This window comes from Streptosporangium sp. NPDC048047 (genome assembly GCF_040653115.1).
In the GTDB taxonomy this organism is placed as follows: Bacteria; Actinomycetota; Actinomycetes; order Streptosporangiales; family Streptosporangiaceae; genus Streptosporangium.
Genome location: NZ_JBEZNH010000007.1, coordinates 189993 through 207008 on the forward strand (window position 1 = coordinate 189993; position 17016 = coordinate 207008).

The following is a 17016-nucleotide window of genomic DNA, read 5'->3' on the forward strand; positions in this document are numbered from 1 at the left end:
GGAGTGGTTCGGCTTCGTGACTGGGCGGACGACGACGCGGCCTGGTACGCCGAGAACGCGCGTGATCCGGAGATCCAGCGTTTCACCACGGACCCGCCCACGCTGGACGCCGCGCAGGTGCTCATCGCGATCAACCGGATGCGTGCCTCCGACGGCGAGGTGGGGTTCGTCGTCTGCGACGCAGTGACCGGCGCGAAGCTGGGGAACATCGCGCTCGGCCATGACGGCCGGGTAGGCGAGATCTCGTACTGGCTGACGGCCGAAGCGCGCGGTCGTGGCGCGGCGACCCGTGCTCTGACCCTGCTCACCTCGTGGGCCGTCCGGAACATCGGCCTGGTGGAGGTACGGCTGTGGGCCCACCGGGACAACCTCGCCTCCCAGCGGGTCGCGCTGCGCGCCGGATACCTGCGCGGCCCGAGTCGTGACAAGACGCAGGAGGCGAAGGGCGCGGTATGGCCGATGCACGCCTTCGCCTTCATCCCGTCCAGGGATTGATCACGGACAGACTTGTGAACCGCTCACCCGAGCGGGGCGAGCGGCCCACAGGTTCTTCCTGGGCGTGCCGTCAGCCGGGGGAGTGGAGCTCGAACCAGATGACAGTGCTGATGGAGCCGCGGTGGAAACCCCAGCGGGCGGCGAGGGTGTTGACCAGGGCCAGCCCGTGCCCGCCGACCGCGTCGGGGCCGGGATCGCGGGGGCAGGGAATCCGGGAGGAGCCGGGATCCTGGACGGTGACCAGCACGCCGTGCTCGACGAAGGCGACGGTGACGAGGAACCGCCGCGGCTCGCTGTTCGGCCCGATCGCATGCTCAACGGCGTTGGTCGTCAGCTCACTGGTCAGTAGTGCAGCGTCGTCGCGCAAGGGGTAGCCGTCGCCGAGCAGTTCGGCGACGAAGTTACGGGCGCGCCGGACCTGGTCGCGACTCGCCGGGAAGCAGTGGGAGATCGCCGGTAGGTCCGTCGCCGCAGGTCCGGGCCAATGCCGTTTAGGTAGCCACCAGGTCGGCCGACCCCGCAACCGCAATCCCGAACGCCGCCACCGAACCTACCCCCGCTCCGTCAAACGCACCCGACGCAGCAGCTACCGCGAACGACGCCCCAGCGACAGGGGCACCCGCCACGCCGGGCCATCCACCGTCCAGCTCCTGCTCGACCTCCGCACCACCAGACCCGAATGATCTATCTAAACGGCATTGGCCCTGAGGCCACTGCGGAACGCGTCGCAAACCTGGTGCGTGAGAAGACTACAGCCGTGACGGCTACCCGCTCCCCTCACCCATCCGTGACCGGATCATCTCCGTTTGTGAGGGTTCAACGCTTTTGCCCCGGTTCCAGTGACCACAGAATTCGTCGAGGTTCGCAAATTCCGGCTGAATCGCCAGTAGTCCCCTTTAGTCTCGAGATCGAATGCTCGGCTCATGAGAGCCGGGTGGCTTCGCCGTACCCACGTACGCCGCAGCCGCCGTGACAGCGTCCCGATCCGCCAGGAGGGTTCCGCCGGAGTGAAAATCACCCCTTCCGTCCGCGTGCTGAGCATGCTGGGCGAGATCGACTTCGACGAGTGGCAGTGCGTGGCCGAACTCGTCGACAATCCCTTCGATGACTTCCTTGATGTCCTCCGCTCGGGTACAGAGTGGCCGGACGGCTTCACGGTCAGCGTGACTCTGCCGTCGTCGTCGCGGGGAGTCTTGGAGGTTCGCGATACCGGGCGGGGCATGTCGTACGACCGGCTGGCACGCGCGGTGCGGGCTGGCTGGTCCGGAAACGACATGCACGACAAACTCGGTCTGTTCGGCATGGGCTTCAACATCTCGACCGCCCGCCTCGGTAGGCGTACTCGAGTCTTGACGACCCGTGCGGGCGACAAGGAGTGGATCGGCGTCGAGATCGACCTCGACCAGATCAAGGACGACTTCGAGGCGAAGGACATCACCGAGCCGAAGACCGACCCATCTCAGCACGGCACGAGGATCATCATCGACCGTCTGCACAGCGCGCGTGCCGAGTGGCTGCGCCGCAACGGCGCCTCGCTCCGCAACACCCTCGGTTCGGTGTACTCGTGGATCCTCACCGAGCACCCTTTCCACCTCTACGTCGGCGGGACCCGGGTCAAGCCGGTCCGCCACTGCCGCTGGGGCGACGACCGCTACGTGCTCTACAACGGGAAAGAGCGGATCCCTGCCTACATCTCAATCGACCAGAAACTCCAGGATGGGACTGCCTGTCGGGATTGCGGGGAGTGGCAGATCGGTTCGGGTGAGGTCTGCTCCATCTGCGGCAGTGGCAACCTGACCGTGCGTGAGCGCCGGATCCACGGTTGGCTGGGCGTCCAGCGCTACCTCGACAAGACCGAATACGGCATCGACTTCCTGCGTAACGGCCGGAAGATTCTGCGCTGGGACAAGCAGCTCTTCACCTGGAACAACCCCGACGGGATCGCGGGTAATGAGGAACCCGAGTACCCGGTCGAACTCGCTCATCAGGGCGGCCGCCTCATCGGTGAGATCCACCTCGACCACGTCCCTGTCACCTACCAAAAGGACGCCTTCGAGTACGGGGACCGCAGCTGGCTCACCGCCGTCGAGCTGCTGCGCGGTCTGGCGCCGCTCCAGCCCCAGCGCGCCCGCAAACTCGGCTACCCGGAGAACGAGAGCCCGCTGGCCCTCTTGTTCAAAGGCTTCCGCCGCAACGACGCCGGCCTGCGCTACCTCGTCCCCGGCGACGGCCACAAGCCGCTCCACGCGGTCACCCGCGACTGGGGGCGAAAGTTCCAGGCAGGCGACGCGGCGTTCCAGACCGACGAGCACTGGTGGCAGCAAGTCCTGCGACACGAGGAAATCAAAAACCGGGGCAAGGAGGTCAAGACGGCGGACAGCGTGCCGCTCCAGCCCGATGAGAAAGCCGTCGGAGAAGCGCTCGGCTTCCCGATGGACATGCCCACCTCCGGCATGACCCGGCCGGAGACCTCGTCCACCGCCTCCGCCACGCCCACCCTGACGGCCCCCGTGTCGGTGAAAGAGAGTAGGGAGACCCGCAGCGAGCGCCTGGCACGCTACGAGAGCGCGGCAACGCCTCACATGTATCTGAGTCGGTCGTTCGGCCACCCCGAGCTCGGTTACTTGAAGGTGCGAACCCTGCTGCTGAAGCCCGGCGAGCGGCTCATAGACGACAACGGGCTACACGTTCCCGTCCTCCTCGACCAGCGGTCCGGCAACGAACTCACGACCCTCATCGACCCCGAGCACGCCGCGTTCCGGCGGTTCGGCGCGGACTACGCCGACCTGCTCCTAGTCGAACTTGCCGCCATCTTGAAAGTTCGGGCGCGCTCCGACTGGAGCCCGTCCCAGCTCGTCGCCGCGATCCACGCCGAGTCCCTGCAGGACAGCGCGCTCGACGGCACCACCGTCGGCGCGGAGGCCCGCGACCTTCTCGCGGAGATCCGCGAGCGTGTGACCGAGATCCTCGACCAGAGCGGCGGCTATACCACCGCCTATGGTCACCTCACCCACGAGGAGAAGGTCGCGACCGAGGAGGAGATGATCGCCGCCGGACGCGTCGGCCTCGTCAGCCGTCTCGGCCAGGACTCCAGTTTCGTCCACCACATGCCCGCACTGGCCCTAGTCCGGCTCGTCCAAGCGATGCCGGAGTCGTTCATGGATGGTGCCGTCTTCCGTGGTCCGTACACCGGGGTGTCGTCACCGTCCGGGAAGGCGCTGAGCCTGGCCCGGGTCACGGGCTGCCTCGCGGACGTGGCGACGCTCGGCACGTTCGCGGGTGGGGCGACCGCCCAGCAACTGCGGCGGGCTCGCCTGAGCATCGCCTTGCTGCGTGACGAGCTGGCCGGCGAGAGGTGAGCGCCGCATTCCTGACGGCCGCCGAACTGCGCGACGGCGGCCCAGAAGGACTAGTCAAGGCGCTCGAACGGACCCTGTGGCATCTAGGGTTCCAGGACGTTCGCATCATCGACGGTGCCTACGACCACGGCGCCGACCTGCTCGCGGTCCGCGCCCGCGAGCAGTGGGTGTTTCAGAGCAAGTGGAAGTCGCACGGCACGGCCGACCACGCGGGCGTCGACGACCTCGAACGCGCGCGCACCCACTACCGGGCTGACAAGGCCGTGCTGGTGACCAACACGGACATCACCGCGTCGGCCGAGGCGCGGCGCCAGGCGCTGGCGGGAATCGGTGTCGACATCGCCCTATGGCACGGGGCCACCCTGCACGCGATCGGTCAGAGGATGCCCGATCGTGTGCCCGCCTCCTACTCCCTGCGGCCGTACCAGGAACAGGCCGTGGCCGCGATCGAGCGAGACCTCGACACTAAGGGGACGGCGCTGCTGGTCCTGGCGACAGGATTGGGAAAGACAGTCGTCGGCGGCGAGGTCATCGGGAACCTGTTGGCGTCGCGGTCGGACGCGCGTGTTCTGGTCGTCGCCCACATGCGTGACCTAGTCGGACAGCTGGAGAAGGCGCTGTGGCGGCACCTCCCGAAGAGCGTGCCCACCCGCCTCCTGACTGGCGAACGCAAGCCCCAAGCCCTCAACGGCGTTGTCGTCGCGACGGTTGAGTCGGCGCTGTCCGCCGTGCGCGCGGGTTACGAACCCGACCTCGTCATGATTGACGAGACCCACCACGTGGCCGAGACCGGCAGGTTTGCGGAACTCCTCGATCTGTGTGGGAGTGCGGGAAGATTCGGAGTCACCGCGACCCCTTGGCGCGGTGACAAGTTCGACGTCACCGCCCGCTTCGGCTATCCCAGCTTCAAGATGGGCATCGCTGAGGGTATGACGACGGGCTATCTGTCGGCCGTCGACTACAAACTGTACGCGGATGGCGTCGACTGGGACGCCGTCCAGGACATCAGCCGCCAGGGCTACTCAATCAAGGACCTTAACCGGCGTCTATTCCTTCCCCAACGGGACGAGGAGATCGTCGAGCACCTGCGGACGGCGTGGCGGGAGACCGCCGAGCCCCGCGCCATCGTGTTCTGCCAGACAATCGAGCACGCCGAGCACATGGCAGGTCTCCTCGCCATCTCGGACCCGGCGTGGATCAACGCCTCTCACTTGCACAGTGGCCTGCCTAAGCGCCAACGTGACGTCCTGCTCAACGAGTTTCGCCTCGGCCGTGTACCGGTGATCACCTGTGTGGACGTGTTCAACGAAGGCGTCGACGTACCTGACGTAAACCTGATCGCATTCCTGCGCGTCACCCACAGCCGGAGGATCTTCGTGCAGCAACTCGGCCGTGGACTGCGGCTGAGCCCCGGCAAGAAGGCTTTGAAGGTCCTCGACTTTGTGACCGACATCCGCCGCGCCGCAGCGGTACTGAACCTGCGCCGGACGCTGGAAGCCGAGGAGATCGAGCACCTGGAACTTCCACACGGATCCCGGATCGAGTTTCAAGACGAGACGGTCGGCTCACTGGTGGACATGTGGATCCGGGACGCCGCCAACCTCGAGACCGCGGCGGACGAGGTCCGCCTCCAGTTCCCCCTACCGAAAGGAATCCTGTGACCGACTATAAGATCCCGCCCGCCGTCGAGAAGGCAGTGGTCACGCGGATCTACGCCCAGGCCGACGAGGCCCAGTGGCCGCACCTCCAGGACGCGGACCGCACCCGCCTGTACCAGGAGTGGACGGAGGACCCGGAGATCGGCGGCCGCCTCCTCGACTTCGTGGAGCAGCGGGCGAACATCCGCCCCTGGCTGAAGGACTGCCCCATGAAGGAGTACGAGCGGGCGCGGCGAGGGCAGGGCAAGTACGCCAAGTACGTGAAGCGGCTGGCCGCGACGCTCGAGCAGATGGTCGCGGCGACGCTCGGTCCTGACTGGGAGGTCATCCCAGGGACCACCCAGCAGAAGCCGATGCGCGCGAGAATTCGCAAGGTCGGGGCTGAGGATGAGGAACAGCACTTCGTGGCTGGCACGGTGGCGAACCTCAAGCACCTCGTGTGGCCGGCCATCCTCGACCGGTCCACCGGGGAGACCTGGCCCTGGATGATCTGCGTTGTCGATCCGTTCCGCGCCCCTGTGACACCCGAGCAGAAGGAGGAGCACCGGCACATGGCCGAGTTCCTTGGCGTGCGGGTCGTCTATTTCAACGAGATGTAGGGAGAACCGATGGGGGGCGAGCGATCGATGGGCGATTGGTTGGTCAGGGCGTGGGAAACCGGAGTCTTCGACGCGCGTGAGCGGGCCGTCATTACTGGCCGGGCCAAGGGGCAGACGCTGGAGAAGGTCGGAGCGACGCTTGAGCTGAGCCGCGAGCGCGCGCGTCAGATCCAGAATCAGGCACGGAAGCGGCTCGTGGAGATGGCGGACATCGTCCAGGATGGCTGGCGAGACACTGTCCGTGCTACGGGCGCGAGCCCGGCCACCCCGAGAGAAGCCTTCGCCGCCGCGCTCGGGGTCGTCGATCACGTGGCACTGGAGGAGCTGCTGGCTGCGGCGGAGCTGGAGGCGCCGAAAACGTGGGCGGGGCCCCTGCGCGGCTGGTGGAGTGCTGATCCCGGCGCGCTGGGCGGCATCCTGCACCGTCTCGTCGACGCCGCTCCATTCTGCGGTGACGATCTCGGCCGGGTGGCCTCCGAAGCAGGGCTGCCCACAGGTCTCCCTCTGGCCTGGCTCTTGAGCCACTCCGAGTCGCGGCTCGCCTTGAGCTTCGACGGGCATTGGGTTCGCCGCAAGGCGCGGGGACGCGACGCCGCGTACCTATGGCTACTAAACACCGGGCGTCCGTGTCGGACCGACGAGTTGCTCGTCCCGATGGCCGCGACGACCGTCGCGGCCGTGCGAGAGGCGCTGCGTCGTGACGACCGGTTCCGGCAGATCCGCCCCGAGGGCACCTGGGCGCTGGCCGAGTGGACGCACCTGCGCGCGTCCACGTACGCCACTGCGGTGGAGGCGATGGCCGCAGTGGTCACCGAGTTGGGCCCCCTATCCCGGGCGCGACTCTTCGCCAGTGTGACAGAGCTGTACCCGGTCACCCCGTGGCGCCTGAAACAGTGCCTGTTTAGTGGCCAGTTCGGTGAGACCCCATATGGTCTCGTCGACCTCGTCTCCCGCGGCGCCCGCCCCATGAAGGAGGAAGAGCCGGCCCAGCCCGACTCGATGGCCATCGAGGGCGACGTCCTAGGCGTGCGGATCTCTGTCACCCGGGACATCCTGCGCGGCAGCGGCGTCAACGTACACACCTGGCTGGCCTGGCGACTCGGACTCCGCCAGTCCCTCTCGAGCCGCACGTTCACGGCTCCCGGCGACCACCCGCCCCTCGTCGTCCGCCGCCGCGGCACCAACAGCGCCCAGCTCTCCAGCCTCCGCCGCCACGCGCTCGAACTCGAGGTCGTCGACGGCTGCGTACTCGCCGTCTTCCTACGCCTCGACGAAGACACCGCGCGTATCGGTCACGGCTGCGCGCCGGACACCTGCCCAGCCCGGCGGACGTGGGCCGCCACGCCGTCAGCGGGGAGCTTCTGAGTCGCTCCGGCTTCGGTGAAGCCTTCACCGAAGCCGGAGCGACTCATTTAGAGAGCTATCGGCGCCATGATTACTGGCGCTACTCGAGCTCCGATCGCTTGGCTTCTGGATCGCCTGCACCCAGCTGTCAGGGGCAGACACTTCTATCCCCAGAGTTCCAATGCCGTTTAGGTAGGGGTTTGTGCTGGTAGCGTCCGCCGGGTGGTGGAGTGGATCAAGGGTGCTGGGTCGGGTCGGCTGACGGATCTGGTCGAGCTGGGGGCGTTGACGTCGCTGGTGCCACGGCAGGTCCTGGACGGGGCGATCGAGCTGAACGGATGCCGTGAGGAGCGGGTGCGGAAACTCCCCGCGCGTGTGATGCTCTACCTGCTGATGGCGTTGTGCCTGTTCGCGGACGACGACTATGAGGAGGTCGCGGAAGCTGACCGGCCTGCTCACGGCGGTGCCGGGAGCGCGGTGGGAGCCGCCGACGCGTGGAGCGGTCACCCAGGCCCGGCAGCGGTTGGGGGCCGGGGTCGTCCGGGAGGTGTTCGAGCGCCTCGCGAGGTCGGCCGCGACGGAGATGACCTCGGGGGCGTGGCTGGGGCGGTGGCGGCTGATGGCGATCGACGGGTTCACCCTCGATCTGCCGGACACGGCGGCGAACCTGGCCGAGTTCCCCAACGACAGCGCGGGCGGGTACGAGACGGTGTATCCGCAGGCCAGAGTTGTGGCGATCAGTGAGTGTGCCTCGCATGCGATCGTCGCGGCGGACACCTCGGGCTGCTGGGACAGTGAGCAGACCCTCGCCTACTCGTTGTACGGGCGGCTCACGCCCGAGATGCTGCTGACCGCCGACCGCGGCTTCTACAGCTTCCGCGCCTGGCAGTACGCCTCCTCGACCGGCGCGCAGCTCCTGTGGCGTGTCCAGGCCGGCCTGCACCCGCACCGGCTGAAAGACCTGGACGACGGATCCTGGCTCGCGGTCATCACCAAGCCCACCAAACTGCGCAGCGGCCAGAAGGCTCGCCTGCGTGCCGATGCCCGCTCGGAGCGCGACCTCGATCCGGACCTTGCGGTGATCGTGTGAGTGGTCGACTACACGGTGCCCGACCGCAAGGGCGAGCACATCCGCCTCCTCACCACCATCCTTGATCCTGCGGAGGCGAGCGCGGACCAGCTCGCCGCCTGCTACCAGGAGCGCTGGGAGGCCGAGACCGGATTCGCGCAGTTGAAGATTCACCTGCGTGGTCCCGGCAGGGTCCTGCGGTCGCGGACCCCGGACCTGGTCCGCCAGGAGATCTGGGCCTACCTCCTCACCCACTGGGCCCTGGCCACCCTGATCTGCATCGCAGCCACTGCGGCCGGGGTCGACCCGGACCGGATCAAGTTCCTGGCCACGCTCCGGATCGTGCGCCGCTCGGTCACCGACCGAGCGGCCTTCCCCCCCCTGAACCCCCACATGATCTCTGGGCCCGCACCATCCACCAGGTCGGCCGACCCCGCAACCGCAATCCCGAACGCCGCCACCGAACCTACCCCCGCTCCGTCAAACGCACCCGACGCAGCAGCTACCGCGAACGACGCCCCAGCGACAGGGGCACCCGCCACGCCGGGCCACCCACCGTCCAGCTCCTGCTCGACCTCCGCACCACCAGACCCGAATGATCTATCTAAACGGCATTGGCGGGTTCGGGATCGGGCCTCGCTCGCCCACGGGCAGGTGAGGCTCGATCAAGGGCCATTCCTCATCGGTGAGGTCTCCGCGTGCCATGGCGATGGCCTATCAGGATCGGAGGCCGATGCGCAGGCGAATCATTCTGATCTCAACTCCGTACAGGCCCTAGGCGCATCACTTATAAAAGCCGAAGTTGATTAGTTCATTTCAACTCAGGGAAAGCTTCTTTGATTATTTTAAGAAGTTCCTTCGCGCGCTCCCGGTCCAATTGAAGGGTTTGGCTGGTTTTCTTCTCGGACTGACGGCTGTCTGATCCGTAAGTGCTGAGTTGTAGTAAGTTTCCATCTTTTGTGAAGATTACCTGATAGCCGCATTCAACTTCTGTGGGATGCGCGCCTGTGTTTCTAGTGATGCGGAAGAACTCTCTGATCCTAGCCATGAGGGCATTTTGCACCATTCTCCTCGATCGTGGAAGGGATTACTTTCCCAGCCCTGATGAGGATCTTTCAAGAAGTAGCGTGATGAGCGTTGCGGATCGCTCGTCGTTCGCGAACTGGGAAGCTCCCACGAGCGAGGGCGGCCAGTGCTACGCGGGCTGCGCCGACCGCTTGAAGGCTTCAAGAACTGCTCCGCTCCCGGACAGCGGAGGCGATCCGATTGGCAGACTCCACCGGATTCTCATGTTCCCAGACACGGATGACGAGCCAGCCCGCAGCCGTAAGGGTCTCGTCAGTGTTACGATCCCGGTCGCGGTTCTTGGCGATCTTCTCGCTCCAGAATTCACGGTTGCGTTCAGCGGGACGGTGGTGGTCAGGGCATCCATGCCAGTAGCAGCCGTCCAAGAACACCGCGACCTTGGCTTTGGAGAATACGAGGTCAGCACGGCGTCTTAGCCCTTTGAGGGGCGCGATGTCAACGCGGTAGCGCAGGCCAAGACGGTGAGCGGCGGAGCGTAGAGCGAGTTCGGGTTTGGTATCCCTGCTGCGGTTGGCTTGCATGACGGCGCGGATAGCCGGGGAGCTAGCCCAGGAGGTGTCTGGATTCAGCGGGATGACGAGGCCTTGTTCGAAGGCCATGCGCCAGGCTTCCGCGAGATTGCGTGCGCGAGTGATCTCGCTGACTTCACCGAGGTAGACCCCTGGGGACCTTCCCCGGTCCGACCATCGTAGATAGGCGCGGATACGACGAGTATTGGGAAGAACCTTCAGCTCAACTGAAGCGCAAGCTGTGCGCCCGTCACCCAGGTTGACAAGCCGCCGGTCACGACCACCAGCGGCACGGTCTTGTTCGGCGGTGCGCGCGGCTCGATCAAGGCCGGGCTTGCCCTTCCACGCGCGAGCGGGTGGAGGCTTGTCCTTCCAACGTCTGGGTTCAGGGGTAGATGGGATGGTCACTTCGCTCTCTCGGCATTGTCCAAGACGGTCGCGACGGCATCGGCGAAGGCTCGACCGAGAAGGACGGGGACCGCGTTGCCGAGCTGGCGCATCTTCTCCCCACGCGGCCCGATGAGCTTCCACTCGTCGGGGAAGGTCATGACTCGGGCTGTCTCTCGGACGGTCATGTAGCGGTGGGTGTCATCGTCCAGGAGCATGACCGACTCGCCGCCCGGAACGCCGTGGACGCCGGCTTTGACAGTCTTAGCGGGTCGGTCGAGTTCATTGGGGGTGTGGCCGGGATAGATCCGGGCGTCAGGCCAGCCGATGTGGTCGGTGAACCCGCCCAGGTTGTATTCCTTGCGATCTAGCTTCTCGACCGGCGGTAGCGGAAGTTGGCCGTCGATGCCTTTGAGCGCGTCGCGTAGGGTGCGCCAAGGCAACGGTTTGTCCTCGTCGGGAAAGACGCTCATACGCATGGGGATCCTAGCCACCACGCGTTCCCTGACCTCAGCGGGGACCTCGGGATGCCGTTCCCAGTACGAGCCATCAAGCATCGACTCATGCAGGGCCGCCTCGGAGAATCGGGGCCTCACGAGCTCCTTGAAACGCGCCCAGTCGACGCCGACGTCTCGACGGAACGCGACGATGATCACGCGGTTTCGGATCTGGGGAACACCGTAGTCCGCAGCGTTGACAGGGAAGTGCTCGACGTCGTAACGCTCGTGAGGATCGATCGTCGCCGTCTCCAGCATGTGCCGCAGGACCTCATCGTGCCCGTGCCAGGACCCGCCCTCCGCGCGCTCCTCGAACGGCAACGACAGCTCTCGCTTGATGTAATCGAAGTACGGCTTGAACGACGGGCGCAGCAGCCCGCGGACGTTCTCGCAGATCACGGCCTTGGGCTCTATCTCTCGGATGGCCCGGAACATGTGCGGGAACCCGTTGCGGTCGTCCTCGTCGCCTCTGGCGACGCCGCCTAGGCTGAAGGGCTGACATGGGGGGCCTCCCGCGAGCAAGTCGACCTCGCCTTTCAGGTGATCGAAGTCAACCTTGGCGACATCGCCCACGATCAGTGGCGGACGCTCGCCCGGAGCGGGAATGGGTGGCCGTTCGCCGTCCAACTCGAACGGGACAGCCTTGTTCGCCGCCAATGTCTCGCAAGCGCGTTTGGCGAACTCGTTGAACAGCAACGGTCGGAAGCCCGCCCCCTCCACCGCCATCGCCAGGCCGCCACCGCCGGCGAACAACTCGACGCTCGTCCGGTCACTTGAGCTGCGATGTGACTGTTCAACCATGTGAAAAGCGTACCGCGGAATTGGGGATCTTCACCTTCTTTCCCATGAGAATCTTCGAACACACGATCAATCAACATCACGCCGACCACCCATCGCCTCCGAGATCTCGCACGTCGGACAACGTCTAACGCGCACCACGCGTCCCAGACTCTGCGAGGATCACACCGCGATCCCGAACGGCGCACCCCCAACCGCTCGACGTCGAGGAGCACCCATGTCACTGAACTCGGTCGCCGAGTTCAAGTTGAGCATCACCAAGGCGCTCGCGGACCAGTTGGCCGAGACCCTGGACCCGCTGACTCCGTCTCCCCTCAGTCCGGAGATCCTGGCTAAGGTGGAGGGCCGTCCGGGTGTCTACATGCTCTTCCTCGACGGTCGGCGCGTTTACGTCGGCAAGACCGCCAAAACCTTGCCCGCGCGACTCAAGCAGCATTGGAGGAAGATCTCCGGCCGGACCGGCATCTCCGTGGACCACATGAGTTTCGTGTGCGTGTACGTCGACCGGGACATGGACTCCGTCGCTCCGGAGAAGATGCTGATCAGCAAGTACGCCGCAAGAGGTGGCGTGCCGTGGAACAACAACGGTTTCGGGAACAAGGACCCGGGCGCCAAACGCGATCACAGCCTCGTCAAGATCAATCACTTCGACGCCGATTACCCCATCGACCTGGACACTCGGATCGAGTACCCCATCGACCCGAAGATCCAGATCAAGCCACTCACCCAGCCGACAGTCTCGGCCGTCTTGAAGAGCCTCAAGAAAGCCCTGCCGTTCAACCTCCGGTACGACACCAGCGGTCAGGGCAAGGCCATCATGAACGCCCACAGCGTGACCATCCCGCCCACGGCGACGACCTTCCGGGAGATCATCCAGATCATCCTCGAAGCACTCCCCAGCGGCTGGCAGGCCACCGCACTGCCTGGCTACGTGACCCTCTACCGGAAAGAGGAGACGTACCAGAGCGCCACAGGCTGGTGGCGGAAGGAAGGCTCTGAAGTGGTCTGGCACACGGGTCCCGCTAAGCGTGACCCCTCCGAAGGGCCGATCAAGCCCGATGACGAAATCATGGAGGAGGAAGAAGAGTTGGGGGAGGAAGCCTGACGCGTTGGAACCAGGGCGGCCCAAGTTGGGGAATGATTCCTTCGAGCGTTATGGCGGATGACTCAGGCGGAGGTAGCCAGTCAGGGCGTGCAGGCGGCGGGTCAAGCCTCGGGAGTCCCGAAGCTCCTCTCGCCTCAACGCGGTGTTGAGCGCACGAATGAGCGCGTTTTGCGTTTCAGGGCGCTCCCTCTCGGCGAGGATGACATCCCGGTTTTCCTGGAGTGCAACCCCAACGGTCAGTGGGGGTGGCTCGAAGACGCCACCGGTCTGCCCATCGCCGCCGCACTCGCCGGCCTGCTCCTCGAAGGAGAGACGTGACGGACCACGGGACATCCGACCTGGCCGTGCGGCTTCGCCGTATGCTGGCCGACAAGCTCGTCCGCGGCGGTTGCCTCACCGACCCCGCGTGGCGGGCGGCCGTCGAGGCCGTGCCGCGGGAGGTGTTCCTCGGGGCGGCGATCGCCGGGCCCACCGGGCACGGTGATCGGTGGGAAGTGGTGCGGCGGGACGATGTGATGGCCGATGAGTGGCTGGAGCTTGTCTACCGCGACGAGACCTGGGTAACCCAACTCGACGAGACCATGGTCGAGAGCGCACCGAGGGCCGGGGGCGCCGCCATGGCCAAGGACGGGCCGGAGGGCGAAGCCGTACCGGAAACCGAAGGAGCATCGGAAACCCGAGGTAGCCGGGAAGTCGTCTCCGGCCGGCCCACCTCCTCATCCACCATGCCCAACCTGGTCGTACGGATGCTGGAGGCCGCCCAGATCTCCGACGGTGACACGGTGCTGGAGATCGGCACCGGCACCGGCTACTCCACCGCGCTGATGTGCCACCGGCTCGGCCCGGCCGCCGTGACCTCCGTCGAGTACGACCCGGTGGTGGCCGGCCGGGCACGTGAGGCGCTCGCCGCCGTCGGGTACGCGCCGACGCTCGTGACCGGGGACGGCCTCGCCGGGTACGACGGGAACGCCGAGTACGACCGGCTGATCGCCACCTGCTCGATCCGCTACGTCCCCCTGCCGTGGCTGTGGCAGGTCCGCGACGGCGGCACGATCACCGCGCCGCTGTCCGGGTGGCTGGGCGGCGGCGCGTTCGCGCACCTCACGCTCGCCGATGACGGTACGGCCTGCGGGCGGTTCCTCCCGGACGACCTCCACTTCATGACCGCCCGGCCCCACGGCCGTCCTCCGGTGGCCTCCCCGCACCTCGGGATGGGTGAGGTCCGGGACGGCCGGGTGGACCCGCGGGTCCTGGACGACCGGACCGGGGTGTTCGTGGCGCAGCTCGCCGTACCGTCCGCCGTACGGCTGGGCGGTGGAGACGAGGTCGTGCTGTGGGACGTGGGCACCGGCTCGCTCGCCGAGGTCACCTCCGGGACCGTACGGCAGCGCGGGCCGCTGCGGCTGTGGGACGCGGTGGAGGACGCCGTGCTGACCTGGCGGGCCGCCGGGACTCCGGACCAGACGGCCTTCGGGCTCACCGTCACCCCGGCCCGCCAGTACGTCTGGCTGGGCGAACCGGACGGCCCCAACTGGGACCTCCCCGCCTGATCGGTACGGCGGAGCCGTCGCGGTCACCGGCCTCCGCAGCCGGCCTGGCAACGGCTCGAACCAGCCACCCAAAGTCGTTCCTCGGGGCTCGAACCGGCTCCCGAAAGCCAGAGGAGCCCGGCAAGCTCAGCAAGGAGTAGCGCATGGCCTGGCAGTCTCACGCCGCCGAGCTGGCCGTGACCGCCACTCCACGCAGTTCACGGTGGCGGCAGCCGGTAATGAACGTCCCCCGGCACGTGTTCGTCCCCGCTGGTGGGACACCCCGCCAGGCGTCCGCTACGGCCGCGTCGTCCGGCTGCTCGGGGAAGCGGCCCGGGCCCAGCGGTTCGGGACGGTCCGGTCCGAGGGCCGGTGCTTGATCGGGGTGGAGCACCACCGGCACCGGCCGCGCCTGTCGCGCCTGTCGCGCCACCAGAAGTTCGTCAACCGTTCCCACGCCCGTATCCGGGTTGTCGGGGAACGCGTCGCCGTGATTTTGAAGACCTGGAAGGTGCCGGCTGGTCGCGCTGCCGCCCGCGCCGCGCCACCGCGGTCCAGGCCATCGTCGTCCCGCAGTTCATCGAAAAGGGCCGCTACTCAGGATGGGAAGCGCTCCGTGGGCTGGTACTTCGCCGTCCGGCGCGACGAGGGCGTCTTCATCCGGCTCATCGGCGCTCGTTCACCCTCGTGAAGACGTATTGTGATGAGAAACGTATATGCCGTCGCCATGGAGATTGACATGGCCATCAGTGCCGGACCGCCTCCCAGAGCTGACCTATTTCAGCGAAAAGTTCCTTTTGGTCCGGATCGATTAGCCCGGAAAAGTATTGAGACTCCTTCCGCGCTCTGATCACTTTTATGGACAAACCCTCCGATACCTCAGTCGACCAGCTGAAGAAGTCATTTCACATCTGCACACCACGTGCCCGAAGGAGAAGTCTGACCTGGTGCGGAGTCGCGACCCCGATAGCTCTACGTGCAGTCCGATCTTCCGCTTCGCCGCGCTCGAAGGCCACGAGGTCGAGGTCACCTCGAAGTTCGACGAAGCCAACCCCCTCGACCAGGAGATCGCGTCATGATTCTCTACGACCCTCAAAAGCCGCGACATGCTCGCATCGACACCGGCGGTCAGCGCGGTTCCACCATGGGGTGGATCCTGACGGGCCTCGGCCTTCTCGCGACCCTCGGCGTGCTCACAGCCGTCGATATCGTCTGACCCTGGTGGGGCCGCGCTCCGACCTCCTGCGAACTCTGACCCCGCAGCGCGACCATCGGAGCGTCCACGGCACCGAGTCGATAACACAAGGGAGCCGGATGTCCGCAGTACGATCGAAACACGGCCGCAGCCTCGAACCGGATAATGGCAACGGCTTCAGGCGTGTCATCGTCACCGTGCTCTTTCCATGGATGGCCGCCAGGTTCCTGTTCAAACCCCGGGTCGGCCCATCGCGCGAAGACAGGATGCTGGATCGGCTCGCGTTCTGGCGATCGACGATCGGTCTCGGCGTGGTCCTGGTGGCGACCTCCCGCTACCAGAACGTCTGGGTCAACACCTTCCGAAAGATGGGGGACACCGGGTGGCTTGCCTTCCTTTTGCTGCCGCTGCCGATCCTCGCGATATTCATCGTGACCCGCTCCGGCCGCCGCGCCAGCCTTCTGCCCGGCGTGCTGCTCCTGATGAGACGTGCGTTGCTCACACTGGCCGTCATCTACCTGCCGATCGGGTTGCTCATCGTCGCGGCCGATGAGCGTAACACCGACCCCCTCGCTGACAGTGACATCCAGCTTCGATATGACATCGACCTCAACGTCCAGGGGGAAGCAGGATTCTGGCTGCTCGTCGCGATAGCCTTGGCGATCGTCCTCGTTCTCTGGTTCTGCTGCTTCTGGTACTGCACGCTCTACTGGGCGGCGCGCACCGGATTCTGGATGGGCCATATGCATCCGCTGCTCGCACCGATCGGCGCAGTGAGTCTCATGCTGCTGATCAGCGGCCAGGAGATCATCACTCACGACACCAATGGCGTGCCCGACGGGCTGTGGCTTACGCTGAACCTTTGCGGCGCGGCCACGGTGCTGGTGCTGGCTGCGTTCGAGTACCGGCACCTCCGGTCGGTCGGCTACCGGTTCCGCAACGGGCCGGAACCCATAACCATGGATTCGGGCGGCCGGACGGCCGGCGTGGAGGGCGCGATCGGGGCCGCGGGATCAGAGACCGCACCGCCCATTGCCGGCACACCTATCCAGCCGGACGAATAGATCCTCTAGCCTGGGCTACGGTCCCGGCATCTCGAAGTTCTGACCGAGTTTGATTCCTCGCGCGCGAATGGCCGCGCCCCCGCGAACTCGGCGGTGAAGACCACCATGATGTCGTCGGTGCCCAGGTGGTACGTCTCGCCCGACGGCCAGTCCGCCGGGCGTCCGGCGGTGATCCACACCGTCCCCTCCTGTGGGCGCAACCGGATGGCCTTCGGGCTCACCGTCACCCCGGGCCGCCAGTACGTCTGGCTGGGCGACCCGGATGGTCCGAGCTGGGGCCTCCCCGCCTGACCGGTGCCGCGGTGTTTCGTCATCGGGCTGC

17 protein-coding genes and 2 pseudogenes are annotated in these 17016 nt (G+C 66.3%); 15 read left to right on the forward strand and 4 right to left on the reverse strand.

Features of this window, described 5'->3' with window-relative positions; translation table 11 throughout:
* The first annotated feature begins 3 nt into the window (after positions 1-3).
* Entirely contained in the window at positions 4-495 is a 492-nt protein-coding gene (locus tag AB0D67_RS09030; protein WP_362931592.1) for a GNAT family N-acetyltransferase, read from the forward strand.
* 70 nt (positions 496-565) lie between these two features.
* Here AB0D67_RS09030 and AB0D67_RS09035 read toward each other — a convergent pair whose 3' ends face one another.
* Positions 566-1018 carry an ATP-binding protein gene (locus AB0D67_RS09035; RefSeq protein ID WP_362931593.1) on the reverse strand — a complete coding sequence of 151 codons (453 nt, stop codon included), beginning with the start codon at positions 1016-1018 and terminating at the stop codon, positions 566-568.
* Positions 1019-1502: 484 nt separating this feature from the next.
* Here AB0D67_RS09035 and AB0D67_RS09040 point away from each other — a divergent pair, with 484 nt between their 5' ends.
* The 6 genes and pseudogenes from AB0D67_RS09040 (at position 1503) to AB0D67_RS09065 (ending at position 9334) form a co-directional block, all read left to right on the forward strand.
* On the forward strand, positions 1503-3854 hold the full coding sequence (locus AB0D67_RS09040; RefSeq protein WP_362931595.1) for an ATP-binding protein: 2352 nt from the start codon (positions 1503-1505) through the stop codon (positions 3852-3854).
* Positions 3851-5515, forward strand: coding sequence for a DEAD/DEAH box helicase family protein (locus AB0D67_RS09045; protein ID WP_362931597.1), 1665 nt, complete (start codon positions 3851-3853; stop codon positions 5513-5515). Before AB0D67_RS09040 ends, AB0D67_RS09045 begins: the two co-directional genes overlap by 4 nt.
* Positions 5512-6111, forward strand: a complete 600-nt coding sequence (locus AB0D67_RS09050) for a hypothetical protein (protein WP_362931599.1) — start codon at positions 5512-5514, stop codon at positions 6109-6111. Before AB0D67_RS09045 ends, AB0D67_RS09050 begins: the two co-directional genes overlap by 4 nt.
* Positions 6112-6120: 9 nt before the next feature.
* Positions 6121-7476 (forward strand): sigma factor-like helix-turn-helix DNA-binding protein, encoded by a 1356-nt coding sequence (locus tag AB0D67_RS09055; RefSeq protein WP_362931601.1) that lies wholly within the window; start codon positions 6121-6123, stop codon positions 7474-7476.
* 276 nt (positions 7477-7752) lie between these two features.
* Positions 7753-8545 (forward strand): annotated as a pseudogene (locus AB0D67_RS09060) (IS4 family transposase).
* On the forward strand, positions 8546-9334 hold the full coding sequence (locus AB0D67_RS09065) for a transposase (RefSeq protein WP_362931603.1): 789 nt from the start codon (positions 8546-8548) through the stop codon (positions 9332-9334). It abuts the pseudogene before it with no gap.
* A 1-nt stretch (position 9335) separates the two neighbouring features.
* Here AB0D67_RS09065 and AB0D67_RS09070 read toward each other — a convergent pair whose 3' ends face one another.
* From AB0D67_RS09070 to AB0D67_RS09080, 3 genes are all read right to left on the reverse strand, one after another.
* Positions 9336-9572: a hypothetical protein gene (locus AB0D67_RS09070; RefSeq protein ID WP_362931605.1), complete on the reverse strand. Its 237-nt coding sequence runs from the start codon at positions 9570-9572 to the stop codon at positions 9336-9338.
* A gap of 178 nt (positions 9573-9750) precedes the next feature.
* Positions 9751-10209 carry a very short patch repair endonuclease gene (locus tag AB0D67_RS09075; protein ID WP_362931607.1) on the reverse strand — a complete coding sequence of 153 codons (459 nt, stop codon included), beginning with the start codon at positions 10207-10209 and terminating at the stop codon, positions 9751-9753.
* 314 nt (positions 10210-10523) lie between these two features.
* On the reverse strand, positions 10524-11804 hold the full coding sequence (locus AB0D67_RS09080; protein WP_362931609.1) for a DNA cytosine methyltransferase: 1281 nt from the start codon (positions 11802-11804) through the stop codon (positions 10524-10526).
* A 214-nt stretch (positions 11805-12018) separates the two neighbouring features.
* Here AB0D67_RS09080 and AB0D67_RS09085 point away from each other — a divergent pair, with 214 nt between their 5' ends.
* The 8 genes and pseudogenes from AB0D67_RS09085 (at position 12019) to AB0D67_RS09120 (ending at position 16985) form a co-directional block, all read left to right on the forward strand.
* Positions 12019-12906 (forward strand): GIY-YIG nuclease family protein, encoded by an 888-nt coding sequence (locus tag AB0D67_RS09085; protein ID WP_362931611.1) that lies wholly within the window; start codon positions 12019-12021, stop codon positions 12904-12906.
* Positions 12907-13074: 168 nt separating this feature from the next.
* Positions 13075-13224: a hypothetical protein gene (locus AB0D67_RS09090; protein WP_362931613.1), complete on the forward strand. Its 150-nt coding sequence runs from the start codon at positions 13075-13077 to the stop codon at positions 13222-13224.
* Entirely contained in the window at positions 13221-14456 is a 1236-nt protein-coding gene (locus AB0D67_RS09095; RefSeq protein ID WP_362931615.1) for an rRNA adenine N-6-methyltransferase family protein, read from the forward strand. Before AB0D67_RS09090 ends, AB0D67_RS09095 begins: the two co-directional genes overlap by 4 nt.
* Before the next feature lie 367 nt (positions 14457-14823).
* Positions 14824-15038, forward strand: a pseudogene (locus tag AB0D67_RS09100) (IS5/IS1182 family transposase); the annotation flags it as partial.
* Positions 15039-15382: 344 nt separating this feature from the next.
* A complete protein-coding gene (locus AB0D67_RS09105) occupies positions 15383-15514 on the forward strand; it encodes a hypothetical protein (RefSeq protein WP_362931617.1) in 132 nt (43 codons plus the stop codon).
* On the forward strand, positions 15511-15651 hold the full coding sequence (locus AB0D67_RS09110) for a hypothetical protein (RefSeq protein WP_362931619.1): 141 nt from the start codon (positions 15511-15513) through the stop codon (positions 15649-15651). Before AB0D67_RS09105 ends, AB0D67_RS09110 begins: the two co-directional genes overlap by 4 nt.
* A 98-nt stretch (positions 15652-15749) precedes the next feature.
* Positions 15750-16694 (forward strand): hypothetical protein, encoded by a 945-nt coding sequence (locus AB0D67_RS09115; protein WP_362931621.1) that lies wholly within the window; start codon positions 15750-15752, stop codon positions 16692-16694.
* Between the two features lie 117 nt (positions 16695-16811).
* Positions 16812-16985: a hypothetical protein gene (locus AB0D67_RS09120; protein WP_362931623.1), complete on the forward strand. Its 174-nt coding sequence runs from the start codon at positions 16812-16814 to the stop codon at positions 16983-16985.
* Positions 16986-17016 lie beyond the last annotated feature (31 nt).

Excerpts from the sequence above, each read along its gene's own strand:
- AB0D67_RS09055 (WP_362931601.1), top strand. The coding sequence starts at position 6,121 with ATGGGGGGCGAGCGATCGATGGGCGATTGGTTGGTCAGGGCGTGGGAA.
- AB0D67_RS09070 (WP_362931605.1), bottom strand. The coding sequence starts at position 9,572 with ATGGCTAGGATCAGAGAGTTCTTCCGCATCACTAGAAACACAGGCGCG.
- AB0D67_RS09075 (WP_362931607.1), bottom strand. The coding sequence starts at position 10,209 with ATGGCCTTCGAACAAGGCCTCGTCATCCCGCTGAATCCAGACACCTCC.
- AB0D67_RS09080 (WP_362931609.1), bottom strand. The coding sequence starts at position 11,804 with ATGGTTGAACAGTCACATCGCAGCTCAAGTGACCGGACGAGCGTCGAG.
- AB0D67_RS09085 (WP_362931611.1), top strand. The coding sequence starts at position 12,019 with ATGTCACTGAACTCGGTCGCCGAGTTCAAGTTGAGCATCACCAAGGCG.
- AB0D67_RS09110 (WP_362931619.1), top strand. The coding sequence starts at position 15,511 with ATGATTCTCTACGACCCTCAAAAGCCGCGACATGCTCGCATCGACACC.
- AB0D67_RS09115 (WP_362931621.1), top strand. The coding sequence starts at position 15,750 with ATGTCCGCAGTACGATCGAAACACGGCCGCAGCCTCGAACCGGATAAT.